General features: G+C 50.1%; 21 protein-coding genes and 1 pseudogene. 11 read left to right on the forward strand and 11 right to left on the reverse strand.

Annotated features, from left to right (window positions below):
- Nucleotides 1–16: 16 nt before the first annotated feature.
- Genes IE074_RS09595 through IE074_RS09605 form a run of 3 tightly spaced genes read right to left on the reverse strand, consistent with a single transcriptional unit; the run spans nt 17 to nt 2035 of the window.
- Nucleotides 17–514 carry a TPM domain-containing protein gene (locus IE074_RS09595; protein WP_229793972.1) on the reverse strand — a complete coding sequence of 166 codons (498 nt, stop codon included), beginning with the start codon at nt 512–514 and terminating at the stop codon, nt 17–19.
- Complete coding sequence (locus tag IE074_RS09600) at nt 504–1409, reverse strand: TPM domain-containing protein (protein ID WP_229793973.1); 906 nt, start codon at nt 1407–1409, stop codon at nt 504–506. Before IE074_RS09600 ends, IE074_RS09595 begins: the two co-directional genes overlap by 11 nt.
- Entirely contained in the window at nt 1409–2035 is a 627-nt protein-coding gene (locus IE074_RS09605; protein WP_189385251.1) for a LemA family protein, read from the reverse strand. Before IE074_RS09605 ends, IE074_RS09600 begins: the two co-directional genes overlap by 1 nt.
- 403 nt (nt 2036–2438) lie before the next feature.
- On the opposite strand from IE074_RS09605, the gene IE074_RS09610 reads away from it, so the two are divergent.
- The 4 genes from IE074_RS09610 to IE074_RS09625 all read left to right on the forward strand — a co-directional run bounded on the left by IE074_RS09610 (nt 2439) and on the right by IE074_RS09625 (nt 6085).
- Nucleotides 2439–3071 carry a LysE family translocator gene (locus IE074_RS09610; protein WP_189385252.1) on the forward strand — a complete coding sequence of 211 codons (633 nt, stop codon included), beginning with the start codon at nt 2439–2441 and terminating at the stop codon, nt 3069–3071.
- A gap of 331 nt (nt 3072–3402) precedes the next feature.
- A complete protein-coding gene (locus IE074_RS09615; RefSeq protein ID WP_268247315.1) occupies nt 3403–5133 on the forward strand; it encodes a ribonucleoside triphosphate reductase in 1731 nt (576 codons plus the stop codon).
- A gap of 56 nt (nt 5134–5189) precedes the next feature.
- Entirely contained in the window at nt 5190–5369 is a 180-nt protein-coding gene (nrdD, locus tag IE074_RS09620; RefSeq protein ID WP_169293057.1) for an anaerobic ribonucleoside-triphosphate reductase, read from the forward strand.
- Between the two features lie 38 nt (nt 5370–5407).
- The gene (locus IE074_RS09625) at nt 5408–6085 is read left to right on the forward strand and encodes an anaerobic ribonucleoside-triphosphate reductase activating protein (protein WP_189385254.1); all 678 of its coding nucleotides are present in this window, start codon (nt 5408–5410) and stop codon (nt 6083–6085) included.
- On the opposite strand, the gene ubiT is transcribed toward IE074_RS09625, so the two are convergent.
- The 3 genes from ubiT to ubiU form a co-directional block, all read right to left on the reverse strand.
- On the reverse strand, nt 6063–6566 hold the full coding sequence (gene ubiT, locus IE074_RS09630; protein ID WP_189385255.1) for a ubiquinone anaerobic biosynthesis accessory factor UbiT: 504 nt from the start codon (nt 6564–6566) through the stop codon (nt 6063–6065). The genes IE074_RS09625 and ubiT overlap by 23 nt on opposite strands.
- Nucleotides 6567–6715: 149 nt before the next feature.
- Nucleotides 6716–7603 (reverse strand): U32 family peptidase, encoded by an 888-nt coding sequence (locus IE074_RS09635; RefSeq protein ID WP_189385256.1) that lies wholly within the window; start codon nt 7601–7603, stop codon nt 6716–6718.
- Between the two features lie 36 nt (nt 7604–7639).
- Nucleotides 7640–8692 (reverse strand): ubiquinone anaerobic biosynthesis protein UbiU, encoded by a 1053-nt coding sequence (gene ubiU / locus IE074_RS09640; protein ID WP_189385257.1) that lies wholly within the window; start codon nt 8690–8692, stop codon nt 7640–7642.
- A gap of 220 nt (nt 8693–8912) precedes the next feature.
- On the opposite strand from ubiU, the gene IE074_RS09645 reads away from it, so the two are divergent.
- Nucleotides 8913–9140 carry a DUF2249 domain-containing protein gene (locus IE074_RS09645; protein WP_189385258.1) on the forward strand — a complete coding sequence of 76 codons (228 nt, stop codon included), beginning with the start codon at nt 8913–8915 and terminating at the stop codon, nt 9138–9140.
- The gene (locus IE074_RS09650) at nt 9140–10453 is read left to right on the forward strand and encodes a hypothetical protein (protein WP_189385259.1); all 1314 of its coding nucleotides are present in this window, start codon (nt 9140–9142) and stop codon (nt 10451–10453) included. Before IE074_RS09645 ends, IE074_RS09650 begins: the two co-directional genes overlap by 1 nt.
- Here the strand turns inward: IE074_RS09650 and IE074_RS09655 are convergent.
- Nucleotides 10440–11114, reverse strand: coding sequence for a Crp/Fnr family transcriptional regulator (locus IE074_RS09655; RefSeq protein ID WP_169293052.1), 675 nt, complete (start codon nt 11112–11114; stop codon nt 10440–10442). The genes IE074_RS09650 and IE074_RS09655 overlap by 14 nt on opposite strands.
- A gap of 168 nt (nt 11115–11282) precedes the next feature.
- Between IE074_RS09655 and IE074_RS09660 the strand changes: the two genes are divergently transcribed.
- The gene (locus IE074_RS09660) at nt 11283–12884 is read left to right on the forward strand and encodes a peptide chain release factor 3 (protein ID WP_189385260.1); all 1602 of its coding nucleotides are present in this window, start codon (nt 11283–11285) and stop codon (nt 12882–12884) included.
- 13 nt (nt 12885–12897) lie between these two features.
- The gene (locus tag IE074_RS09665) at nt 12898–13488 is read left to right on the forward strand and encodes a hypothetical protein (protein WP_189385261.1); all 591 of its coding nucleotides are present in this window, start codon (nt 12898–12900) and stop codon (nt 13486–13488) included.
- A gap of 105 nt (nt 13489–13593) precedes the next feature.
- Here IE074_RS09665 and bfr read toward each other — a convergent pair whose 3' ends face one another.
- The 3 genes and pseudogenes from bfr to rpoN form a co-directional block, all read right to left on the reverse strand.
- Nucleotides 13594–14067 carry a bacterioferritin gene (gene bfr, locus IE074_RS09670; RefSeq protein WP_189385262.1) on the reverse strand — a complete coding sequence of 158 codons (474 nt, stop codon included), beginning with the start codon at nt 14065–14067 and terminating at the stop codon, nt 13594–13596.
- Nucleotides 14068–14322: 255 nt separating this feature from the next.
- Nucleotides 14323–14490 (reverse strand): annotated as a pseudogene (locus tag IE074_RS09675) ((2Fe-2S)-binding protein); the annotation flags it as partial.
- A 65-nt stretch (nt 14491–14555) separates the two neighbouring features.
- Nucleotides 14556–15947 (reverse strand): RNA polymerase factor sigma-54, encoded by a 1392-nt coding sequence (rpoN, locus tag IE074_RS09680; RefSeq protein ID WP_189385263.1) that lies wholly within the window; start codon nt 15945–15947, stop codon nt 14556–14558.
- 14 nt (nt 15948–15961) lie between these two features.
- Between rpoN and IE074_RS09685 the strand changes: the two genes are divergently transcribed.
- On the forward strand, nt 15962–16525 hold the full coding sequence (locus IE074_RS09685; RefSeq protein ID WP_189385264.1) for a hypothetical protein: 564 nt from the start codon (nt 15962–15964) through the stop codon (nt 16523–16525).
- 271 nt (nt 16526–16796) lie between these two features.
- A complete protein-coding gene (gene leuA / locus IE074_RS09690) occupies nt 16797–18512 on the forward strand; it encodes a 2-isopropylmalate synthase (RefSeq protein ID WP_189385265.1) in 1716 nt (571 codons plus the stop codon).
- Between the two features lie 197 nt (nt 18513–18709).
- Here the strand turns inward: leuA and IE074_RS09695 are convergent, their stop codons facing one another.
- Nucleotides 18710–19081: a DUF1840 domain-containing protein gene (locus IE074_RS09695; protein ID WP_189385266.1), complete on the reverse strand. Its 372-nt coding sequence runs from the start codon at nt 19079–19081 to the stop codon at nt 18710–18712.
- A 101-nt stretch (nt 19082–19182) separates the two neighbouring features.
- Between IE074_RS09695 and IE074_RS09700 the strand changes: the two genes are divergently transcribed.
- On the forward strand, nt 19183–23082 hold the full coding sequence (locus IE074_RS09700; RefSeq protein ID WP_189385267.1) for a DUF6531 domain-containing protein: 3900 nt from the start codon (nt 19183–19185) through the stop codon (nt 23080–23082).
- Nucleotides 23083–23174 lie beyond the last annotated feature (92 nt).

Genomic DNA, 23174 nt, shown 5'->3' on the forward strand with positions numbered 1-23174 from the left:
ACGAAAACACCAGCCCCTAAAGCATCACAGGCGCATCAGGCAGGAAGTTAGGACCATTTTCACCCGCTTCCTGACCGCAATACTGGGCCAGAATGGCCTCTAGCCCGATCACCGCTTCGGTCAGGCCTTCCTGGTATTGGTCTTCGGAAAAACGCAGTTCCAGTCCGGCGCAGATCGCCTTCCATTCATGTTCCGCCGCTTTCAGGCCTTTATCGGCAACAATTTCAATTTTATGCCGGTCTAGCGCGATATACAGCAGCACCCCCGTGTTATGAGGCGTATCCCACACCCGCAGGCGGCCAAATACCTCCAGGGCCCGTTCGGCACTGCTTTTAACATGCGAAGGCATGGCCGCTTCTATGGCAACAACCAGCTCGCCATGATGATGGGTTTCTTCACTTAAGCGGATCTGTTCGGTAATTTCCTTCATGAAACCGGCGTGAAAGTGTTTGCGTCGCAGCCACCAGCCATGCACCGAATCAAGATCGAGCCATTTTAACCATTTACCAGCCACCGGATGCTCCTCCTCCGCCACTGCTTCCGCCGCCACCGCCGCCGAAGCCACCGCCCCCAAAACCGCCACCGCCGAAACCGCCACCACCAAAGCCACCACCAAAACCGTCGCGTCTGCCACGGCCACGGCTGGCACTGCTGATCTTGCGTTCGGGCATGAACTTATGAGCAATAAAACTGATTAAAAACCCGCCCACGGCACCCAACAGGGCAAAACCGAAACTGCCGGTTACACCAAAAATAACCACTCCGGCAATTACCGCTGCCAGAATGGCCGGCCACATGGAAATAAAAAACACCAGGAAAATGAAAAATGGCCAATCACCTTCATCAAAATCGGATGACTGCTGCCAATCATTAACGGGTGGGGGCAGTTCTTCGGTTTCAATCAGGCCCACCAGCGCATCAACACCGGCCTGTACACCACCGGCATAGTTGTCCATCTTGAAATGCGGCGCCACATGATCATTGATAATCCGCGCAGCCAGCACATCGGGCACCGCGCCTTCCAGGCCATAGCCCACTTCCAGGCGCATGCGGCGGTCATCCTTGGCAATCAGAAACAGGATACCATCATCCACCTTGGCCCGGCCCACTTTCCATTCATCAAATACCCGGCGCGAATAGGTTTCAACCGTATCGGGCCCCACCGTGGGCACCATCAATACAAAAACCTGGGCGCCCTTGCTTTTTTCAAGGGCCTCCAGTTTTTGTTCGATATCAGCCTGCTGCCCGGCAGAAAGAGTACCGGTAAGGTCGGTCACCCGCGCCTGCAGGTTGGGTACGGGCACCAGTTCCTGGGCACTGGCCTGCCACCCGGCCAAGACAAACAGCATGAAAAACATTGACAGGAAATAGCGTGTCATGGTGCCGGATGGGGTAGCTGAAGCAGACATCACTGTGCCGTTGCAGGCTGATTAACCCGGGGCGAAACATCAAATTTCACTTCGGGCACGCGCATGATTTCCGCCTGATTCTCTACCCCGAAATTGGGCTTGACATCGTAGCCAAAGATTTTAGCGGTAATCAGGGTGGGGAAGGTGCGGATAAGCGTATTGTAGCCTTGCACTTCCTTGATATAACGGCCGCGGGCAGTGGCAATCCGGTTTTCGGTGCCTTCGAGCTGCACGTTAAGATCGCGGAACAAGGCATCCGCCTTCAATTGCGGGTAATTTTCTGACACCACAATCAAACGGGACAATGCAGAAGTAAGCTGCCCCTGGGCGGCCTGGAACTGGGCCAGCTCTTCACCGGTGGGCAGTTTATCGGCCGACACCTGCACCGACCCTACCCTTGAACGGGCATTGGTGACTTCGGTCAGCACCTCGCGCTCATTAACCATGTAGGCATTAACACTGGACACCAGCTGTGGCACCAGGTCGGCACGGCGCTGGTATTGGTTAAGGGTCTCGGACCAGGAAGCCTTGACACCTTCATCCAGCGTCTGGATCTCGTTATAGCCGCAACCGGCCAGAACCGTTGACAGCAAAAAAACACTAATGAGGGATAAAAATCGTTTCATGGTTTCTCTTAAAAACTTGGATAAGCAGGGTCAGGGCAGAACAGACCTGTTTAGGGGATTATATCCTGCCTATACCTGCAAGCCGTTGTAAAAAAACGGCGTAACAGGGGCAATCAGGTTAATTAATGCAAAAAACCAAGGCAAGCAACATAAACTATGGCCTGAATTGCTACCTCTTCAGCTGAATAGATGTGCGACCAGCCACAACGTCCGGCACAACATCAAATTTCAATCAAGCCGGATTTTAACCGGCAACTGCGCTACAATTTTGTCTTTGTATCCATCCATAAGCTTTTCGCCTGAATACAAATTCACATCGCTGGCGCCTTAGACTTCTACCGAAGTGTGAGGTCTGTTCGGTGGCAATAAAAATACTTCACTGTTTCTGGCACACTGATTCACCATGTCTCTTTCCGTCTGGCTTACCCTTTTTGCCGCTTCCTGGGCCATTTCCATTTCTCCGGGCCCGGGTGCCGTGGCGTCCATGTCATCGGGTTTGCGCTTTGGCTTCAAACGTGGGTACTGGAATGCCATTGGCCTGGCTATTGGCCTGGCCATACAGTTTGTGATTAGCGTGATTGGCGTTGGCGCCCTGCTGGCCACTTCTGAAACGGCGTTTAATATCGTCAAGTGGGCTGGGGTGCTTTATCTTATTTACCTGGGTTATAAACAGTACCGTTCGCCGGTTGCCATGATCCGGCTTGAGCAGGATTCTGTACAAAACACGCCGGTTCACAAACTGGTCCTGCAGGGTATCCTGGTGAATATCATGAACCCCAAAGGGGCCATCTTCCTGCTGGCGGTTATTCCGCAGTTCCTGGATCTATCCAAACCGCTACTCATCCAGTATGCGCTAATTGCCACTACCCTGTGCGCCGTCGACCTGGCCGTTATGGCCGTTTATACCGGGCTGGCTGCCAAGGTCATGCATCTCATGCGCAACCCGCACCATGCCGCCAGAATGAATAAATTTTTTGGGATTTTATTTATTCTGGCCGCCCTGTTTATGGCAGGCATGGGGCAAAAGCTGGCCTAAGATGCATACACAGCCATTACCATGAAGCAGGAAAATAGGAAAGTGCACAAGCGTTACCACAAAGAAGAAAAATAGGGAAGCGCACAGGCGTTACCACGAAGCAGGAAAATTTCCCTCTGCGGAGGGGTGGCGCGTAGCGCCGGGGTGGTTCTAAACCAAGCCAATACATCCATCGTAGCCCCAGAGTGCTCACCCTAAAGCTGGGTATGCATTCCCACACAGAGCATGGTAACAAGCAGAAGTTTAATCCAGATCAAGCAATCCGCTGTTATTGCAAACCCATCCTTGAAACAACTACATCTTGTGTTTAATATCACAACAAACACAATATATAGTTTATCAAGGATTACTCATGTCACAGGAAAGCCTGATCAATGCACAAACCAGCATTGATGAATATCTTAGTCAAGCCGACTGGCGTGTTAACGCCAATGCCAACCAGGGTTACTCGCTGGGCGGCCTGATTCTGAACATTTCCGGCAAAATGATTGCCACCTACTGGCTTAACCACATTTATCCACCCGAAGTTGGTCAGGCCCACCGTGATGCTGACTTGCACATCCATGACCTGGACATGCTTTCCGGTTACTGCGCCGGCTGGTCACTGCGTACCCTGCTGAATGAAGGGCTGAATGGCGTTCCCGGCAAAGTGGAGTCTTCCCCGCCCAAACACATGTCGAGCGCGATCGGGCAAATCGTGAATTTTTTGGGTACCCTGCAAAACGAATGGGCCGGTGCCCAGGCCTTCAGCTCTTTCGATACCTACATGGCACCTTATGTCCGGGTAGACAAACTGGATTATGCCACCGTCAAGCAATACATGCAGGAACTCATTTACAACCTTAACGTGCCTTCACGCTGGGGCACGCAAACGCCTTTTACCAACCTGACTTTTGACTGGATCTGCCCCGAAGACCTGCGCGAACAAACGCCCGTGATTGCCGGCAGGGAAATGCCGTTTTACTATGGCGACCTGCAGGAAGAAATGGACATGATTAACCGCGCCTATATTGAAATCATGATGCAGGGCGATGAAAAAGGCCGGGTGTTCACCTTTCCGATTCCCACCTATAACATCACCGAAGACTTCGACTGGCACAGCCCCAACGCCGAGCTGATGTTTGAAATGACCGCCAAATACGGCCTGCCGTATTTCCAGAATTTCATTAACTCTGAACTCAAGCCCAATATGATCCGCTCCATGTGCTGTCGCCTGCAGCTGGACCTGCGCGAACTGCTCAAGCGTGGCAATGGCCTGTTCGGCTCGGCAGAACAAACCGGTTCCCTGGGCGTAGTCACCATTAACTGCGCCCGCCTTGGCTACCAATATGCCGGCGATGAAGCCGGCCTGTTTGCACGTCTGGATTACCTGATGGAACTGGGCAAAACCAGCCTGGAGCTGAAACGTACGGAAATCCAGACACACATGGATAACGGTCTGTTCCCCTACACCAAGCGTTACCTGGGTACCTTGCGCAACCACTTTTCAACCCTGGGGGTGAATGGCATTAATGAAATGATCCGCAACTTCACCCATGACGAACATGATATTACGTCTGAATGGGGGCATGACTTCGCCATCCGCCTGCTGGATCATATCCGCGCCAAAATGCTGGTTTTCCAGGAAGAAACCGGCCATATGTACAACCTGGAAGCCACCCCTGCCGAAGGCACCACCTACCGTTTTGCCAAAGAAGACCGCAAGCGCTTTCCCGGCATTTTACAGGCGGGCACGACCGACATGACCTATTACACCAACTCATCCCAGCTGCCGGTGGGTTTCACCGACGACCCCTTCGAGGCACTGGAAAGGCAAGACGACCTGCAACGCAAATACACTGGCGGCACCGTTTTGCACCTGTACATGACCGACCCGCTTTCCACGGCGGATGCCTGCCGCAACCTGGTCAGGCGCGCCCTAAGCCGCTTTCATTTGCCTTACATCACCGTGACGCCCACGTTTTCCATTTGCCCCAAGCACGGCTACCTGGGCGGAAGCCATAAATTCTGCCCGAAATGCGACGATGAACTGATTCAGAAAAAACTGAAAGAAGCCGCATAGATCCATTTAACCCAAACCAGCCCAATCCAAACAAATTTAATCTTAAAGGAATAGAAATGAAAAATACCCTCATGAACAAACCTGCAAATATCACACTGAGCGACGACGAGCGCCAGCCATGCGAAATCTGGACCCGGGTCATGGGCTACCACCGCCCGGTTTCTTCTTTCAATATCGGCAAAAAAGGCGAATTTCATGAAAGAAAATACTTCAGCGAAAAAGAGGCACGCCTTTGACTCCTGACGCAGCACACGCTTCACTTAGGGTAGGGGGCATGACCCCCTTCAGCACCTCGGACTACCCCGGCCAGATGGCTGCCGTGCTTTTTGTGCAGGGCTGTCCCTGGCGCTGTGGCTACTGCCATAACCCACATTTGCAGGAGCGGGGAACCGACAATCCGCTGGACTGGGGCAGTATCATGACATTCCTGCAACGGCGTGCCGGCCTGATTGACGCAGTGGTATTCAGTGGCGGCGAACCCACCCTAGACCCGGCCCTGGAAGCAGCCATGCAGCAGGTAAAAGCACTGGGTTATAAAATCGGCCTGCACTGCGCCGGCATTTACCCAAGAAGACTGAAAGAAGTGTTGCCACTGGTGGACTGGATTGGTCTGGATATCAAGGCAAGCTTCAATAAATATGCCCATATCACGCAATTTGCCGGCAGTGGCGACCAGGTTTTGGCCTGTTTGCAAGCGGTGCTGGCCAGCGGGGTTGATTATGAATTACGTACTACCCTGCACCCGCTGCTGTTACCCGAAGAAGACTTATTGGAACTGGCCAACAGCCTGGCCAAAATGAACGTCAACAATTATGTCTGGCAGCTGTTTCGTGACCAGGGCTGCAACGACACGACCCTGCGCAGGGCCAGTCTGGCAGGATACCCGTCTGAAGCTTTAGTTAACCAGGTATCTGCCATGTTTACGCGTTTTACATTAAGGAAGAATGCCTAGCATCATTGGCAGGCTTGACCAGCCGGCCAATGACTTGCATGCCGGGCAGGTTTTTTAACACCTGTTCGGGCGACAGCACCGATAAATCAATGCCATCCAGCGTGTTTTTAACCATCAGGCCAAGTTCCGTATCACCTTCTATCATCATGCGACGGCTGAAAAACAGGGTATCGGGGTCTTCCTTGCGCTGTATCATCTGCCAATAATCATACACACTTGAAGAAATGATCAGGTCGGGTTCTTCCGCATGCCTTGCACACGCCACAAACGCACGGTTGCGCCAGCTATAGTCAAAGGAAATCCCGGCATCCTTAACCACCAGGCGCAGTTTCTTGTCTTCAAGGCGTGCCAGCACATCCTCGGGCAAATGTTTTTTAAGCAGCAGATTAAGCCCGTTAACAAAGAAAAACGTGCCGGGATAAGACGGCAGTTTTGAAAAAACCGTTTTCACAAACGGGGGCAATAAAAAAGGCTTGTCCATAGCGTATTTCTCCTGTGTTCAGCGTTCAGACGCCTGAAATTTTCTCGTTCCCAAGCTCTGTGGGAAGGCATTCTTTCTCGTTCCCAAGCTCCTGCGTGGAATACATTCTCGTACCCACGATCCTGCGTGGAACAAGGGTCAATAATGGCTTACGCCGCCACCTGTTCAAGCCCCGGCTTGCCATGCCAGTAGCCATTGCAGCCTTTTTCAGGCATTAAAGGTTCAATTTGTGCCATGGCATCGGCCACACTCATGCGGTGATTAATAACGGCATCATACAGCTCAACAATTCTGTCGGTATCGCGCCATTGCGGGCTGATCCGCACAATATCCACGCCCGTTTCACGCATGCCATCCAGTTCGGCCAAAAGGTTATAAACCAGCGCCGACTGGGTTTGGATGCCGTTAAGCACCAGGAAAGGCTGGCTTTCACGGGTTTTCATCATGAGGCCATCAGGGTGCTCCATGCACACATACTGGCAATTGTCTTTAGGCAGGTTGCGGTTGCGGGCGGTAAAGCAGCGGGCTGAAAAGGCTAGCGGCAAACGACCATAGGCAAACACTTCGGTTTCTACCGGAAACTGTTTGTCGGCCAGGATGCTGGCCAAACCTGCCTGACCCATTTCCAGTGGCATCACCCAGCGCATGGCCCCCTGCTTGACCAGCAACTCAAGGGAAGGCGTACTGAACAGGTTTAAGAAAGGGCCTGCCACAAAATTTTGCCCTTGCAGGCAATGCACGGCCCCCATATCATTGGCTTCCACCGTGAACGTTTCATTGGCGGCAATTTTTCTTAGGGTTTTAAGATCACTTTCGGCTTCCAGCAAGGTTTGCGTAGACAGAACCACTTCTTTTCCACAGGCCTTCAGGTCTTTGGCAATATCCAGCCAGTCGGGCAGGCGCAGCTCATGGCGGCGCGAACAGACCGTTTCCCCAAGATACACGATTTGTGCGGCGCTTTCGGCCATTTTTCCGTAAAAAGTCACGACTTCATTGCGTGACCAGTAATACTGTATGGGTCCCAGTGCGATTTTCACAACAATACCTTTATGCAAATATATTTGATAACTGAACTATTTCCAGGGTCGGCTATAGGCACCCAGCGTATGCTGCTGACCTTCTGCCACTTTATTCAGGCTTGCCATCCATTCGGGCTTGACCGAATAGCGTTGCACCTGGGACAGGCAATTATCAATAGCCTGGCGCCAGACCTTGGTGACCTGGCCCACATAGGCCGGGCTGCGCTGGCGCCCTTCAATCTTGATACCACGCACGCCCAGCTGAACCAGCCGTGGCAAAATTTCCAGCGTATTCAGGCTGGTGGGCTCTTCTATTGCATAATAATTTTCATCTTCAACATCGAAGCGGCCCTTGCACAGGGTGGGATAACCTGCGTTTTCATTATCATCATAGCGGTCAATCAAAACACCGTTAAGACGTGACTCAAGCCCCTTGGGCGTTTGCTGCCAGCGCACCGATTTGGCCGGTGAGCACACACCATGCGTATTGGGCGATTCGCCGGTCACATAAGAAGACAAGGCACAACGTCCTTCCACCATGACACACAGGCTGCCAAAACCAAATACCTCTATTTCAACCGTGGTTTTTTCAGCCACCTGTTCTACCTGGGCCAACGAGAGCACCCGAGGCAAAATAACCCGCGTAATGCCAAACTGTTGCTGGTAAAAGGCAATCGCCTCGTAATTGGTGGCCGAGCCCTGTACCGACAAATGACGATGCAAATCAGGGTATTTATCGGCCGCATAAGCCATTAAACCCAAATCGCCCATAATAAGGGCATCTACCCCCATGCCGGCCGCCTGGTCGATGGACTGCGTCCATAAGCCGGCACTGCCGGGCTGGGGATAGGTATTCAGCGCAACAAACACCCGGCACCCGCGTGCATGCGCGTAATTGATCCCCTCGCGTATGGCGGCGTTATCAAAATTAAGCCCGGCAAAATTGCGGGCATTGGTGGCATCCCGAAACCCCAGATAGACACAGTCTGCACCGCTATCGACGGCATTTTTCAGGGCGGGCAGGCTGCCGGCCGGACACACCAGTTCTATAACAGGCTGCCCTGAATCTGGCTGGCTGTTACCGTTAATTGACAATAAACTTGACATATTATTTCAAACTTGAATTTTATTGAGGCTTGAACTTAAGCAAAAGAATAACGATTGAATATAACAACCACGATCCTCGCATAACCTTGAGCAAGATCAAGAAAAAGCAAGGCATCAATATTAATTTGATAATATATTGATATGTATCTACATAACGCCTGTCAGCACGGTTAACGCTTGCCCCGACAGGCTCACCAACCACCCTTTTTACGGATTAAACATGAATAATGATATTCAGCTGGACGTACGTGGTTTACCCCCTCCTGAACCCATGGAACGGGTCCTGGAATTATTACCCCAAATCAATAATGGTGAAAAACGCCTGCGCATGCTGATAGACCGCGAACCCCTTCCCCTGTTTCGCATTCTTGAAAGCGAACAGTTCGAATACAGTATCCGCAAGCAGCCTGATTACTCTTATGAAGTCATCATCTGGAAAAAGGCTTAATGCAACGTGCTTTAACATTCGACAGCATGCCCGGCCTGATGGCGCCGGTGCGTTTTTTTCTGGCCGCCCCGCTGTTTGCCATTCTGGCAGCCCTGGTATTGCTGTTTTCCAGCCCCGAGGCCTGGTCAAGCCGATGGTCGCCGGTCATGTTAAGTGTTACCCATCTTTTCACGCTGGGCATTCTGACCATGAGCATGGCTGGCTCATTAATCCAGCTCCTGCCGGTGGCCTTCCGTATTCAAATACCCTCTCCCAACCCGTTGGGACTGATTGTATTTCTCCTTCTGGCAACAGGAACCTTATCGTTGGCTGCCGCCTTCCTTGCCCCGTCCAACCTGCTTTTCATCACTGCAGCCATCCTGCTTGGAGCAGGCCTGGGCATTTTCATTTTTGCACTTAATCTTGGGTTTTGGCTGTCACGCAAACAGCAGGCGGAAAAAGCCAGGGCATCCATCCTGGCAGTACGATATAGCGTCGCCAGCCTGACCATCACGGTTATTCTTGGTTTAACCCTGGTCTATGCATTTACTCACCCCTTGGGCCTGTCTTTGGTGGCCCTCACCAACCTGCACGCCTTGTGGGGCCTGGCCGGCTGGGTCGCCATTTTGCTGATGGGCATCAGCTTTCAGGTCATTCCCCTGTTTCAGGTCACTGAAATTTATCCCGCCAGCATGACACAACGCCTGTTGCCGGTTCTTTTTGTGGTGTTGCTGCTCTGGACGGTTTTCTCTGAATGGTTTGGCCTGCATGCGGGTATGTTTCAAACCGTCCTGGTTTTTGTGCTGGCCCTGCTGGCCATTATTTTCACCATCCAGACCGGGATTTTACTTAAAGGTCGCAAACGGCCCGAACCCGATGTCACCACCCTGTTCTGGCGGCTGTCACTGGCCAGCCTGCTTGGCAGCAGTCTCCTGTTACCGCTGCTGCAACGGTTTAGCCTTCCGCAACTGGAACTGTCGCTGGGCATCTTGTTTATTTTAGGCTGCGCCTATTCCGCCATTAATGGCATGCTGTACAAAATTGTACCTTTCCTGGTGCTGCTGCACAGCCAGGAAATCGTCCCGTTCCGTTCAGGCGCCGTGCCCAAAATAAAAGATATTTTGCCTGAAGCCAGGGCCATGCGCCAGTTTTGGGTACAGTTGTTGACCGTGCCAGCCATGCTGGCGGCAGCCTGGCAGGTCCCCGGCTTTGCCACCCTGGCGGCACTGTTACTGCTGGTATCGGCAGGCATGCTGTTTTTTAATCTGCTGGGTGCCGTCGGCATCTACCGCCGGCTTGCCAAACAGTATAAAAACCCGCTTAAAAATCAATAAGCCCCTGCATATCCAGAATGGTAATTTCTTTTCCCTTGACCTTGATCAGGCCGTGCGTGCTTAAATCCAGCAAAATACGCGAAAAGTGTTCCGGGGTAATGTTAAGGCGAGAAGCAATAATGGCTTTGCTGGTGCTTAAAGTAATGGTTTCCCCGTTTTCACAATGATCGTGCTTAAGCAAATACCCAATTACCCGCTGTGCGCCTGAACGCAGGGAATACGACTCGACATCTTCCATCAAGCCATACAGCCGCTGGCTAAGCCCCTTGAGCATATTGAAGGTAAGATTCTGGCTTTTGGCCAATTCGGCGTTGATGACATTGCGGCTGACATGCAGCACCAGACAGTCTTCAAGTGCCTGTGCCGTCACGATATAGTTCTTGCCCATAAACATGAGCGCCTCACCAAAACTGTCACCGGCACGAATGATCTTGACCACTTTTTCATTGCCGGGAGATGAAACCACGGAGAGTTTGATCTGGCCATAGATAAGCACATGCAGGCCCAGGCAAGGCTCGCCACGCTGAAACACAATTTCGCCGCGCCTGACCTGCATCTCGGTAGTTCCCAACGCGATGGCATCCAGCTCGGCCGGCTCCAGCTCACTGAACAATGGGACATTGGAAAGAAAGTCCTGTATTTTAATTTTCCTGTTTGCCATAATGACTTAGCCTTTGCAACCCTTTTCTTTCACAAAAAAAACCGATAAAGATTATAATAAACAACGTTTTCTGGCATTCTACCAATGTTTTTGCACGAATCCCCGAATCATCCATCAATCTGTTGCCTTATCATCCCATCCCGGGTGACTATATACCGTTTTTAATTAATGTCACACTTATCAATCAAGCAGGAAGTGGCCCGTCGCCGCACCTTTGCCATTATTTCCCACCCCGATGCAGGTAAAACCACCCTTACCGAGAAACTGCTCCTGTTTGCAGGTGCGATTCAGATCGCCGGTAGCGTAAAAGCAAGAAAGGCAAGCCGCCATGCTTCTTCCGACTGGATGGAAATTGAAAAGCAACGGGGAATTTCGGTTGCTTCATCCGTCATGCAAATGGAATACAAGGACTGTGTCATCAACCTGCTTGATACCCCCGGGCACCAGGACTTTTCAGAAGACACCTATCGGGTACTGACCGCGGTGGATGCGGCCATCATGGTGGTTGATGCCGCTAACGGTATCGAACCGCAAACCATTCGCCTGTTGCAGGTTTGCCGTGCTCGCAACACCCCCATTCTCACCTTCATCAACAAACTTGACCGCGAAGTCCGTGAACCGCTGGACCTGCTGGGTGAAATTGAATCACATCTGGGCATGGACACCATCCCGTTTACCTGGCCGATTGGCATGGGCAAATCATTTGGTGGTGTTTATGACCTGCAGCTAGACCGCATGCGACTGTTCCGCCCCGGCCAGGAGCGACGCGGCAACGATGATTTTATCGAAGGCCTCGACAATCCCCTGATCCGGGAAAAATTCGGCTCTGCCTTCGAGAAGGCCCACGAAGAAATCTCCCTCATCAAGGAGGCCACCCCCGATTTTGACCACGAAGCCTTTCTGGCTGGTAAACAAACACCGGTATTTTTCGGCTCGGCGGTTAACAACTTTGGCGTGCAAGAAGTGCTTGACGCCCTGGTTAAATGGGCGCCCAAACCGGGACCTCGCCAGGCGCTGGAACGCATCGTGCAGCCCGATGAGCCCAAGTTTTCCGGTGTCGTCTTCAAGGTACAGGCCAATATGGATCCGGCCCACCGCGACCGCGTGGCCTTTGTACGGGTCAGTTCGGGCAAGTTTGAACGCGGCATGCGCCTGAAAGTCAGCCGTACCGGCAAGGAAATCCGTCCCAACAACGTGGTTTCTTTCCTGTCACAACGCCGTGACCTGCTTGATGAGGCTTACGCAGGTGATGTGATTGGTATTCCCAACCACGGTGTCCTGCACCTGGGCGATGTCCTGACTGAAGGCGAAACCCTGCAATTTACCGGACTGCCGTTCTTTGCCCCCGAACTCTTCCAGGGCGTCGAAGTCAAGGACCCATTGCGTACCAAGCAGTTGCGTACCGGCCTTACCCAATTGGGTGAGGAAGGCGCCATTCAGGTATTTCGTCCTGAAGCGGCCGGCGGTGCCCTGTTGCTGGGTGCCATTGGCCAATTACAATTTGAAGTGGTTGCTCACCGCCTGAAAACCGAATATGGGGTGGAAGCGCGTTTAATGCCATCCAGATATACCATGGCACGCTGGGTCACCAGTGACAATCCAAAAGCACTGCGCAAATTCATGGACAGCAATGCGGCCCATATCGCTTACGATGTGGTTGATGCGCTTGCCTTCCTGATAAGCTCTCCTGCCCAGCTTCGTGTTGCCCAGGAACTGAATCCTGAAATTAATTTTCATGCAATGCGTGAACATGCTGGTCAGGTGTTCTAGGAAAACAGCTAAAATGAACCACACATCAATGAAGGGTAATTTATTAATGTCTTGGCGTTTTTTATTCATTTCTTTACTGATATTTGCCGGACTGGCCACATGGGGTGGCATCCAGGCGGGCGAATGGCTTATTGCACATACGCCTACCACAGCCAACATACCCAACGTTTCCGAGTTCGATCCTCCCCCACAGGTTGATCAGTTCGGCCGTCCCGTACTGCGTCAGCCCCAACAGCCCCTTATGAGTGGCGCCCAAGGGGTTCCTGAAAAACCTGCCGGCATAGACTGGGCCATAGAAGCCTCACAAAAATCAGACATCCTGACCGCTTCCAGCAGCCAATACAATCCCAATGCCAACATAACCATCGGCACGGCAAGCGGCCGCATAGACGCTGCCCCTCTTCAGGCCACCCCCATTACCCGCCCCACACAGGTACCGGGTACATCAGCCGGCTATCCCTGGGAGCCCGCCTTTCATCGTGCCGTCGCCCACTGCCGCACCCTGGGCTTTTTTGAGCGCCCCACTTGCCTTGGCAAGGTCCGTGAACAATACTGTGGCGCCAACAATGCCTGGGGTAAAGTGAAAGACTGCCCCGAGCGTTAAGACAAAAAAATGGCCTGAAAATACTTTCCAGGCCATTTTTTTTGTTACTTAACTTAAGCCAATTACATGCTTTCAAACCTGTTTAACTGACCTTGCCAAGGCGATTTATTCTTCACCCATCTGGCTTTGCAGGTAATTTTGCAAACCTACTTTGTCAACCAGTTCAATCTGGGTTTCCAGCCAGTCGATATGTTCTTCAGTATCATCAAGAATACGGCGGAACAAATCACGGGAAACGTAATCACGCACTTTTTCACAATGGGCAATCGCTTCAATAAGCGTACCATGGGCGCTTACCTCAAGGTGCAGGTCACAGGACAGGATTTCCGGCACGTCCTCACCAATGCGCAACTTGTGCAGGTCTTGCAAATTGGGTAATCCCTCCAGCAAAAAAATACGCTCTATCAAGGCATCGGCATGCTTCATCTCTTCGATGGACTCTTCATACTCATGTTTGCCCAAAACATTAAAACCCCAGTTTTTCAACATACGGGCATGCAGGAAGTACTGATTAATTGCCGTTAATTCATTGGTCAATTGCTTGTTCAGGTATTTAAGAACTTCTTTATCGCCTTTCATAACCCTTCCTTTTTCAAGTTTATTCAACGGGGCTCCGGCATCCGACGGCAACACCGACCCCTAGGCCACCATTATATATTGGAAGCGGTTACGAAACAGATTTACCAAAATGAATGGCACAATACCCCCTCTTCCTGACAAAGAAGAAGCTTATGCAAAAACGCCTGGCTTTTCTATATGCCTTGCCTACCAGAGTGCCGTGGACACAATTGCCTTACGGCTGCGTGATTCACTGACATACTCTTGAGTAGCTGCATTTGAGGCAGAGTCTTGCGGAAGATATTCGCTGGCAGTCTGGGCACAGCAACCACAGCACGATGCAACTCCTAACTCGGCCTGTAAATCACCAAGGGTTGACGCTCCGTTATTGACTGCCTCAATAACGGTTTTTTCTGTGATGGCATTACAAATACAAATATACATGAGAATCATTATCATATATTTTTATTTTTTTCGCAATATTTTTTCTGGCGTTTATTAAAAAAATGTCAACCCTTCAGAAAGGCCTGGGCTTTTCTTCTGGAAGCCGGAGGAATACCAATGGCTTCACGGTATTTGGCCACCGTTCTGCGGGCAATTAACAAACCATCCGCCATCAACAAATTACATAACTTACTGTCAGAAAAAGGTTTTTTGGAATCTTCGGCATCAACCAGTGCCTTGATTTTCAATTGAATTGACTTGGCCGAGGTTTGCTCACCAGACTCGGTGGCTAGACCCGAACCAAAAAAATGTTTCAGTTCAAATACCCCGTGTGGGGTGGCAATGAATTTTTGCGTGGTGGCCCGGGATACGGTTGATTCGTGAATATCCAGCTCTTGCGCCACCTCTTTTAAGGTAAGGGGCTGCATGGCAGACATGCCTTCCTCAAGAAAAGCCGTTTGGTATTTCATAATGACCCGGGAAACATCCAGAATAGTGCTGAAACGGTGATTGACCTGTTTTAAAAAACCTTTTGCATGATTTAACTGTTCACTCAAACTGGTATCTTCCTTTTTACCCAAGGTCCGAATCATGCTTTCGTATTCGGCATTTATCCGAACCTTTGGCAAAATGCCGTGGTTAAGCGATAAGACCCATTCATGATTGATTTTTCGCACCAGCACATCAGGTACGGCATAATCGGCAGCCGGCGTACTCCAGGCTTTTCCAGGACGAGGGTCAAGGCCTTTAATAAGAGTATGGGCCTGGCGAATCAGGGAAATATCGGCACCGGTTACCGCTTGCAGGGTACCCATATCGGCCGCTGCCAGCGCATCCAGGGCATTGGCACAAATTTTTTTGGCACAGGCCACCACTTCGCTCTGGGCTCCAGGGCTCATCTCACGGGAAAGCTGCAATAACAGGCACTCGGAAAGGCTGCGTGCGGCAATGCCCGGAGGATCAAACGACTGCAATAAGCGCAGCGCAACCGTCAATTCCTCTTCGGTTACCTCATGCTCTGCCTCAAAAAACCCGGCAACCTCTTCCAGCGGGGTATGCAGGTATCCATTTTCGTCCAGCTCATCAATCAGGACATCAACCAGAAGCATGTCACGTTCCAGCGCACGCGTGGTACCCAGCTGGCTGCGCAAATACGCTTCCAGACTAATGCTGGTTGCGGTTTCAGGATAGAAATCATCGTCATCAGGATTGGCAGTGGCAGACTTACCCTGATCCCAATCCTGTTGTAAAACCTCAGCATAAGACGGCTCGGAATTTGGTGTTTCAGACAATATCTGGTTATCATCTACTAACTCCAGCATCGGATTGTCCTGAATGGCGCGCATCAGCTCAACCTGGAAATCCAGACCGGAAAACTGCAACAATCGCAATGACTGTTGCAACTGAGGGGTCATGACCAATTGCTGACCTGTTTTTAACTCTAACGCCTGACGCATATTAAAAATTCTTTATGAAACAAAAAAAACCAGCGGCCTATAAAAATGATACCGCAGTACTCAGCAAAACCCTGCTAACGCTGGCAATGCCACAACTTGTTTTACGTGGCACGGTCATTGCCTTTTCCGTACTTGTCTGGATTTTCCTTGCCCGTGAAATCATTGATTTTGGCAAAAAACAGGACTACGCCGGACTGGAAGCCTTCAGCGACCAACTGGTAACCTACCTGAACAGTATAAACAATTATATTTGGTGGGGTCTGGTTCTGCTAGGCAGCCTAGTCCTTTATCTTATCTTAAGCAGCTGGCTTAGTGGAAGCATTAGACGTGCCGGTGAAAACTGCCCGCCACCACAAAAAATCAACCCGCTCATCAATAATCTTTCTCCGGAAGGCAAAGAAGTCCTGGCCTGGGCCTGGAGCGATCGCACCGAACCCATCAAATTCATCACCTTAAAAGAAACCCTAAGTGAATTACGCAGCGGGCGTGTTTACAAACTGGCTCAAGTCAAAGAACAACAGACACTCCTGCAACACAATTTTATTCCTGAGCTCAGCCAAAACGAAAAAACCTCTTGACTTTACCCCCCTTTCATGCTCATAATAAAGTTATTATGAAAACGCAAACTTTCAGCCTCTCTCAAATTAATGCAGGTCGCAACAGCGACTTGCCGGTTTGCGCACTCTCTTCTCTTCTACTACTAGCGCTCGGTTGCCGAGCCTAGAGCATTCGTGGCAGTTCGGCAGCCCTGTATTAGCCACCCGGATTTTTATTAAATTGTAATATCCCGGGCCAACAAACAGGCAAACGCCAGTTCCAGCACCGGGATTCATATCAAACAGGTGCATTATGATGCTTTCCAACCCAGCAAAAAAATACGTTCCATTCAAACCGTTCGTCAAGGATTTTTCAGAGCGCACATGGCCCAGCAAAACCATTACGGCCCCTCCAATCTGGATGAGCACCGACCTGCGCGATGGCAACCAGTCTCTTATCGAGCCCATGAGCGTCGAGCGCAAATTGCGCTTTTTCAAACAGCTGGTGGCCATTGGCTTCAAGGAAATTGAGGTTGGGTTTCCTTCCGCATCACAAACCGATTTCGACTTTGTGCGTACCCTGGTTGAAGAAAACCTGATTCCTGATGATGTCACCATTATTGTCCTGACCCAGGCCCGTCAAGACCTGATCGAACGGACGGCTGAAGCGGCTGCTGGCGCTAAAACCGCCATGATTCACCTTTACAACGCCTGCGCCCCCGCTTTCCGCAAAATCGTTTTCAACATGAGCAAAGACGAAGTGAAAGAAGTGGCCATTCAGGGTACACGTTGGGTTAAAGAGGCCATGGCTAAATATCCGCAAACCAAATGGCGCTATGAGTACTCGCCTGAAGTATTCAGCACCACCGAGCCCGAGTTTGCCGTGGAAGTGTGTAACGCAGTATCAGCAGAATGGCAACCCACCCCTGAAGACAAAATTGTCTTCAACCTGCCCGCAACCATTGAATCAACCTCACCCAACATGTACGCCGACCAGATCGAATGGTTTTGCAAAAACGTAAAAAACCGCGACAGCATTATTGTTAGCGTACACCCCCACAACGACCGTGGTACTGCAGTTGCGGCGGCTGAGTTGTCTGTCATGGCCGGTGCCGACCGTGTTGAAGGTTGCCTGTTTGGCAGTGGCGAACGTACCGGTAACGTTGATCTGGTTACCTTGGCGCTTAATTTGTATACCCAGGGTATCCATCCGGGCCTGGACTTTTCCGATATTGATGAAGTCCGCCGTACCGCCGAATACTGCAACCAATTGCCTGTCCATCCGCGTCATCCCTATGCAGGCGACCTGGTCTTTACCGCGTTTTCGGGCTCTCACCAGGATGCCATCAAAAAAGGCTTTGCGCAGCAAGACCCCGATGGTGTCTGGGAAGTGCCTTACTTGCCTATTGACCCGGCAGACCTGGGACGCAGCTACGATGCCGTGATCCGTGTCAACAGCCAGTCTGGCAAAGGCGGGGTGTCTTATCTGCTTGAACAGGAAAAGGGCTTGAACCTGCCACGTCGCCTGCAAATTGAATTCAGCCGCGCCATCCAGCGCGTGACCGATGAAACCGGCACTGAAGTCAATGGCAATGCCGTTTACGAGATCTTCGAGAAAGAGTACCTGAAACAGACCTCTCCATGGAAATTGCTCAAGCATCAAATCAACAGCCATCCTGATGGCGCTGATGATGAAACGTTCAGCATTGAAGTTGAGCTGGAAAACAACGGCACTGTCGTCAAGGCAAGCGGCAAGGGTGATGGCGCCATTTCAGCGTTTATCAATGCCTTGAATCTGCCTATCCGCTTCATGGACTACCATGAACACGCCATTGGCTCTGGTGAAAAAACACTGGCCGCCTGCTATGTTGAACTGCGCCTGGGTGATTCTGCCACCGGTTTTGGGGTTGGTGTTCACAAAGACATCGTGACTGCCTCATTCCAGGCGGTATTAAGTGCCGTCAACCGTCATATTCAGCAAGGGGCCAACACCTCCAAAGAAGAAAACGTTGAAGCGGCCACTGCCTGAAATTGATAAGCGCGTATTGCCTGCCCGTATTAACAATACGGGCAGGCAACTGTCCTGATTGATCTTTTACCGAAAGATCAAGCCAGCTTTCTGAACCAAACAGGTTCAGGACCAGACAAAAACGTCAAACATAAAAAACCCAAACTTACCGGATACCATCGGTTGTTTGGTTTTTTTATGGGTAAATATAAAACAGCCTACCAGGCGCTTCCCACTTCCCACACCACTTCCTTGCCTTGAGCCTTGGCGGCTCTTAGCATGTCCAGCAACGGAAAAGTACGGCGACGCAAGGTCACCTTTTCCAGCACCGGGTGCGGCTTTTCTTCCGGATACTCGTCATCTTCTTCTTCCCTGTCTTTATCAGCATAAACCAGGTCAGGATTGGAATCGGGGTCTTCGGCCACGGCACGCAAAATGTTCTGAATGGCCTCATCCAGTTGCTCTACCGTAAACACGCCACTTTCAGGTAAGGTCTCATAATCACGCCCTGCAGCCTTCAGGACAGACAGGGCATGCTTGTCCAGCATCACAACATCAGCACTTGCATTTGAGCGGAAAGTAATCAGCATCTTCGGTTTCCCACAATAGATAAAGTAATACGTCCAGTTTACTACAAGAAGCATTTCAGGCCGATGATTTCATTTTTTATTCAAGACGTGCACTTATATTCATGAAAAGAATCACAACCCTGCTCCTGCTGGCAATAGTCATAATGCCTGCAGCCTGGTCGCAAACCAGCGAAATAAACAATGGAAATCCCGTTTGCAAGCCTGCCTTTACTGGACATCCATGCAAGGATCGAAGCAAGGAGCCATCACTTAATTTAGGTGTTGGCAACCCCATACATTTAATTAGTGGCAATAAATACCAAGAAGAAACCGATCTGCCCTTTCTGCCATCAGGACTGGAATTAACACGATATTACAATTCGCTCTCCAAAGGTAATAGCCTGCTGGGTGAAGGCTGGTCGCATTCTTATGATACCCGCCTGTATTTTGCAGGTAACAAACTGCAAATTATCCATGCCGATGGCGCCCGCACCCTATTTCAGGCACGCCAGGGTGACACCGCCCATGCAGTACAGGCCAGTCAGGGCAAATTGCTGGCCAAAGACAATGTCTGGCACTGGGAACTGGGCTCTGGTTTCAGCAAGATTTTTAATCAGCATGGACGCCTGATACAGGTTAATCTACCTGGGCTGGAGCCCATCCGCATCAGCCGCGATGCAAAGCCAGGCCCCACCCAGCATGCCATTCTGGAAGTACAGGCAGGCCTCCAACACAAGCTGGTTTTTAATTATGAAATTTTCAAGGGTGCGGCCCGTTTAAGCCGTATTGATACCCATGTTGGGACTTTTCATTACCAGCACGAACAGCCTGAAAACCACACAGGCCTACGCCTTGTTGGTATGCAAAGACCCGACAAAATGGGCAAAGTCTATGCCTATGAAGCCCAATACCAGCATGGCAACCCGTTTTTGCTAACCGGCATCAGCATGCATGACCATACCGGTCAAAAATCGGTCAGAACCAATTCATGGGCTTATAACGAAAAAGGCCTGGCCATTCATTCCATCACGGGTCGCCAAGACGACACCAACAACCGTATTGAGATTGAATATATCAGTCGCCCCAAAACTGAAAATGTCCCAGGTCTCACACGTGTTAAAAATACCGATGGCCAGCACACCGATTTTCATACTTCCATCAAGGGTGGAAAATATGTACTGGAAGCAATTGAAGGAGCTGGCTGTCATGGTTGCGCCATACCCGGCACCAAAGCCGAATATGACAGCAAGGGAAGAATGACCAGCCTGAATGGCACCCAGATTCATTACGATGAAAACGATAATATCAGACAACTGGACATCAGCCGCTCACCCTGGGCCGGGCTGCAACTGCACTACGATGAAAAAGACCGTCCGGTAACATGGTCCAGCAAAATTACAGGTGCCGAACATACCCGTTATAACGACAGAAACCTGCCGGTAGAACAGAAGTTTGCCAATGGAGACCAGGCCCTGTTTGAATATGATAAAGACGGGCAGCTTTCAAAGGTGACGGAAACCTCAAAAGATAAAGACCTTTCAAGCACCATAAAAATTCTTACAAGCCCTGAAAAAAACTACATCATTCTTCAGCATGACTTGGAAACAATACGATATGACACACGACAGAAAAATACTTTAATCGCCAGTACGGAACGCAATCCAATACAGGCAGCCCAAATCAGCTTTGAGGACAAATATACATTTGAGAACGATGGAAAAACCCGGATTCACCACTTACCCGAAGGAGGACATATAAGCTATTTTTACAATCAGGAAAACAAACCTGAAACTATCATTTGGACCGAACAATCCGGCAAAAAACACCATTTAATCATGGATTCCAGCATTCCCGAAAAAGGCTATGTGCTGGGCAACCAGTTGGCCTTTCATGCCCTGAAGACCGATGCAGGACAAACCCAGCTTAGCTTATGGAATAAAGACAAACGGTTCTGGACCCAGACACTGGATTTCTCTGAAGACAACACCCTGCGCAGCGAAACCGTCATTGTGCCAGACGCAAAATACGAAGCAGGCCGCAATTATGCCTATGACCCATCCCAAAGAATGATCAGCACCAAAACCAGCGCCCAATATAAAGAACAGGATTTGTCTGGCCTGCACCATTATGCCTGGAACAAGGATGGATCCAGTGCCGCTTATTTTAATGGTAGCAATACAATTAAGCCCTCTATTGAACGTGATGTCAGCGGCTTGCCACTCAAGATAAATGAGTTTGATCTTATTTACGATGCCAGTCGTAAACTTCGTTTCATAGTTAAAGACAAAAAACCGATCGCCACCTATCTTTATAACGCACTCGGCCAACGAATCCTCAAGAAAACCCCAAACAGCCATACCTATTATTACTATGAAAACAATAAGTTATCTGGTGAATGGACAACTTACAAAGACAAGCACTCTCGGCGCGGACTGAATGGCAATATTGACCGCCGCTATATTTATGCAGGCAATCTGCCTGTAGCTTTCATTGAGTACGAAAAAGCAATGTTTCCCTATGAACACGCTTTCCCACATGACGCATCAGCCCACAAAGCACTACCTCCCCAACAACCTCATCTGTCAAAATTATATTTCATTCATACAGACCACATCGGCCAACCTTTCATGGTGACTGACCAAGCACAAAAAATCCACTGGCTGGCGCATAACAGCCCCACTGGTAAAAGCCAAATTCTGCATGCCGATATTGAATTCAACCTGCGCTTGCCTGGCCAGTATTACGACCAGGAAACCGGCTGGCATTACAACATGAATCGTTACTATGACCCGGAAGCGGGGCATTATCTTGAGCCAGATCCAATTGGACCAACAACCAATAACGATCCATTTGGCTATGCTGCCCAGCAGCCGCGCCGCTTTATTGACCCTTTAGGATTATTGCTCTTTGCTTTTGATGGGACCAATAATAATGAATATTCCCACAGTAATGTCAGTAAATTTCAACGTTTATACCGAGGAGAAAAGGGCGGTTACATTGAGGGCTCTGGTGCCCTCCCTTATTTTGATGATATGAGTACTACCATTGACCTCTTATCTGCCACTAAAACACAATTTATTATTCAAGAACAACTCAAAAAACTATTTAAGAAAATTGATCCGCACTTCTACGGAAAGAAAGAGCCCATACCTATTGTGAGGGACCCCTCCTTCATCCCTTCTTTTACTATCGACCTGGTAGGCTTTTCACGAGGAGCCACCTTTGCACTTATTTTTGCCAACTTACTTGCCGAGCATACTGATGAAAATGGCTTATTCACTTATATTTATCATGATGCAATAAACAACAACAAACTTAAAACTATACAGGCTTGCCTAGATCTGCGTTTTATTGGGCTTTTCGACAACGTTACCCAATTGGGTAGCAAAGGAAGCTCTAATCATGAAATGGATTATGATGTACCCGAAAAATGGAAATGGGTTGCACATGCCGTGGCACTACACGAGTTCAGAGAACTATTCCCAGTAACTATACTTACAGGTAGCGGTAACAATTATATTGAACAGGGTTTTATCGGAGCACACTCAGACATTGGTGGCATTGTCTGGGATAGCGATCCCAACGACCGAAATAACCCTAGACCTGGGCAATATAGCGATCTGGGTGATATTGCCCTAGCCTGGATACACTGGCAAGCTACACAAGCAGGCGTTTCATTAGATCCACTTGATTTCTACAAAGATTATGCTTACTACCCAGAAAATCTGCAACGAGTAGACAACCCTTTCATGCATGGCACACCCGATAACGGTGGCACCACCCCACTTCGGGACAGGCACGTTCAAACGGCAGGCAACAACGAAAGAAACCTATGGCAGAAAGATCACCACACCATTGGTAAAACGATAAGGGAAGAATTAGAGCCATTCATTCGCCGCATTGATAAACACCCCGACACACCCGGACGTTTTGGTCCTTCTCATCGCATCGTAGGAGAAATAGATGTCCCTGCCTATAAACAATGGCTTAAACAAAAATTAAACTGGGATGCCCCTTTCTAGCAACAACACGAAAACCAATCAATTCATTCGCCTCTCCCGAAACGGGGAGGCTTATACAAACATGACATCCAATAAAAAAACAAAACCCCCTG

Source organism: Advenella faeciporci (assembly GCF_014652395.1).
Classification (GTDB): domain Bacteria; phylum Pseudomonadota; class Gammaproteobacteria; order Burkholderiales; family Burkholderiaceae_B; genus Advenella; species Advenella faeciporci.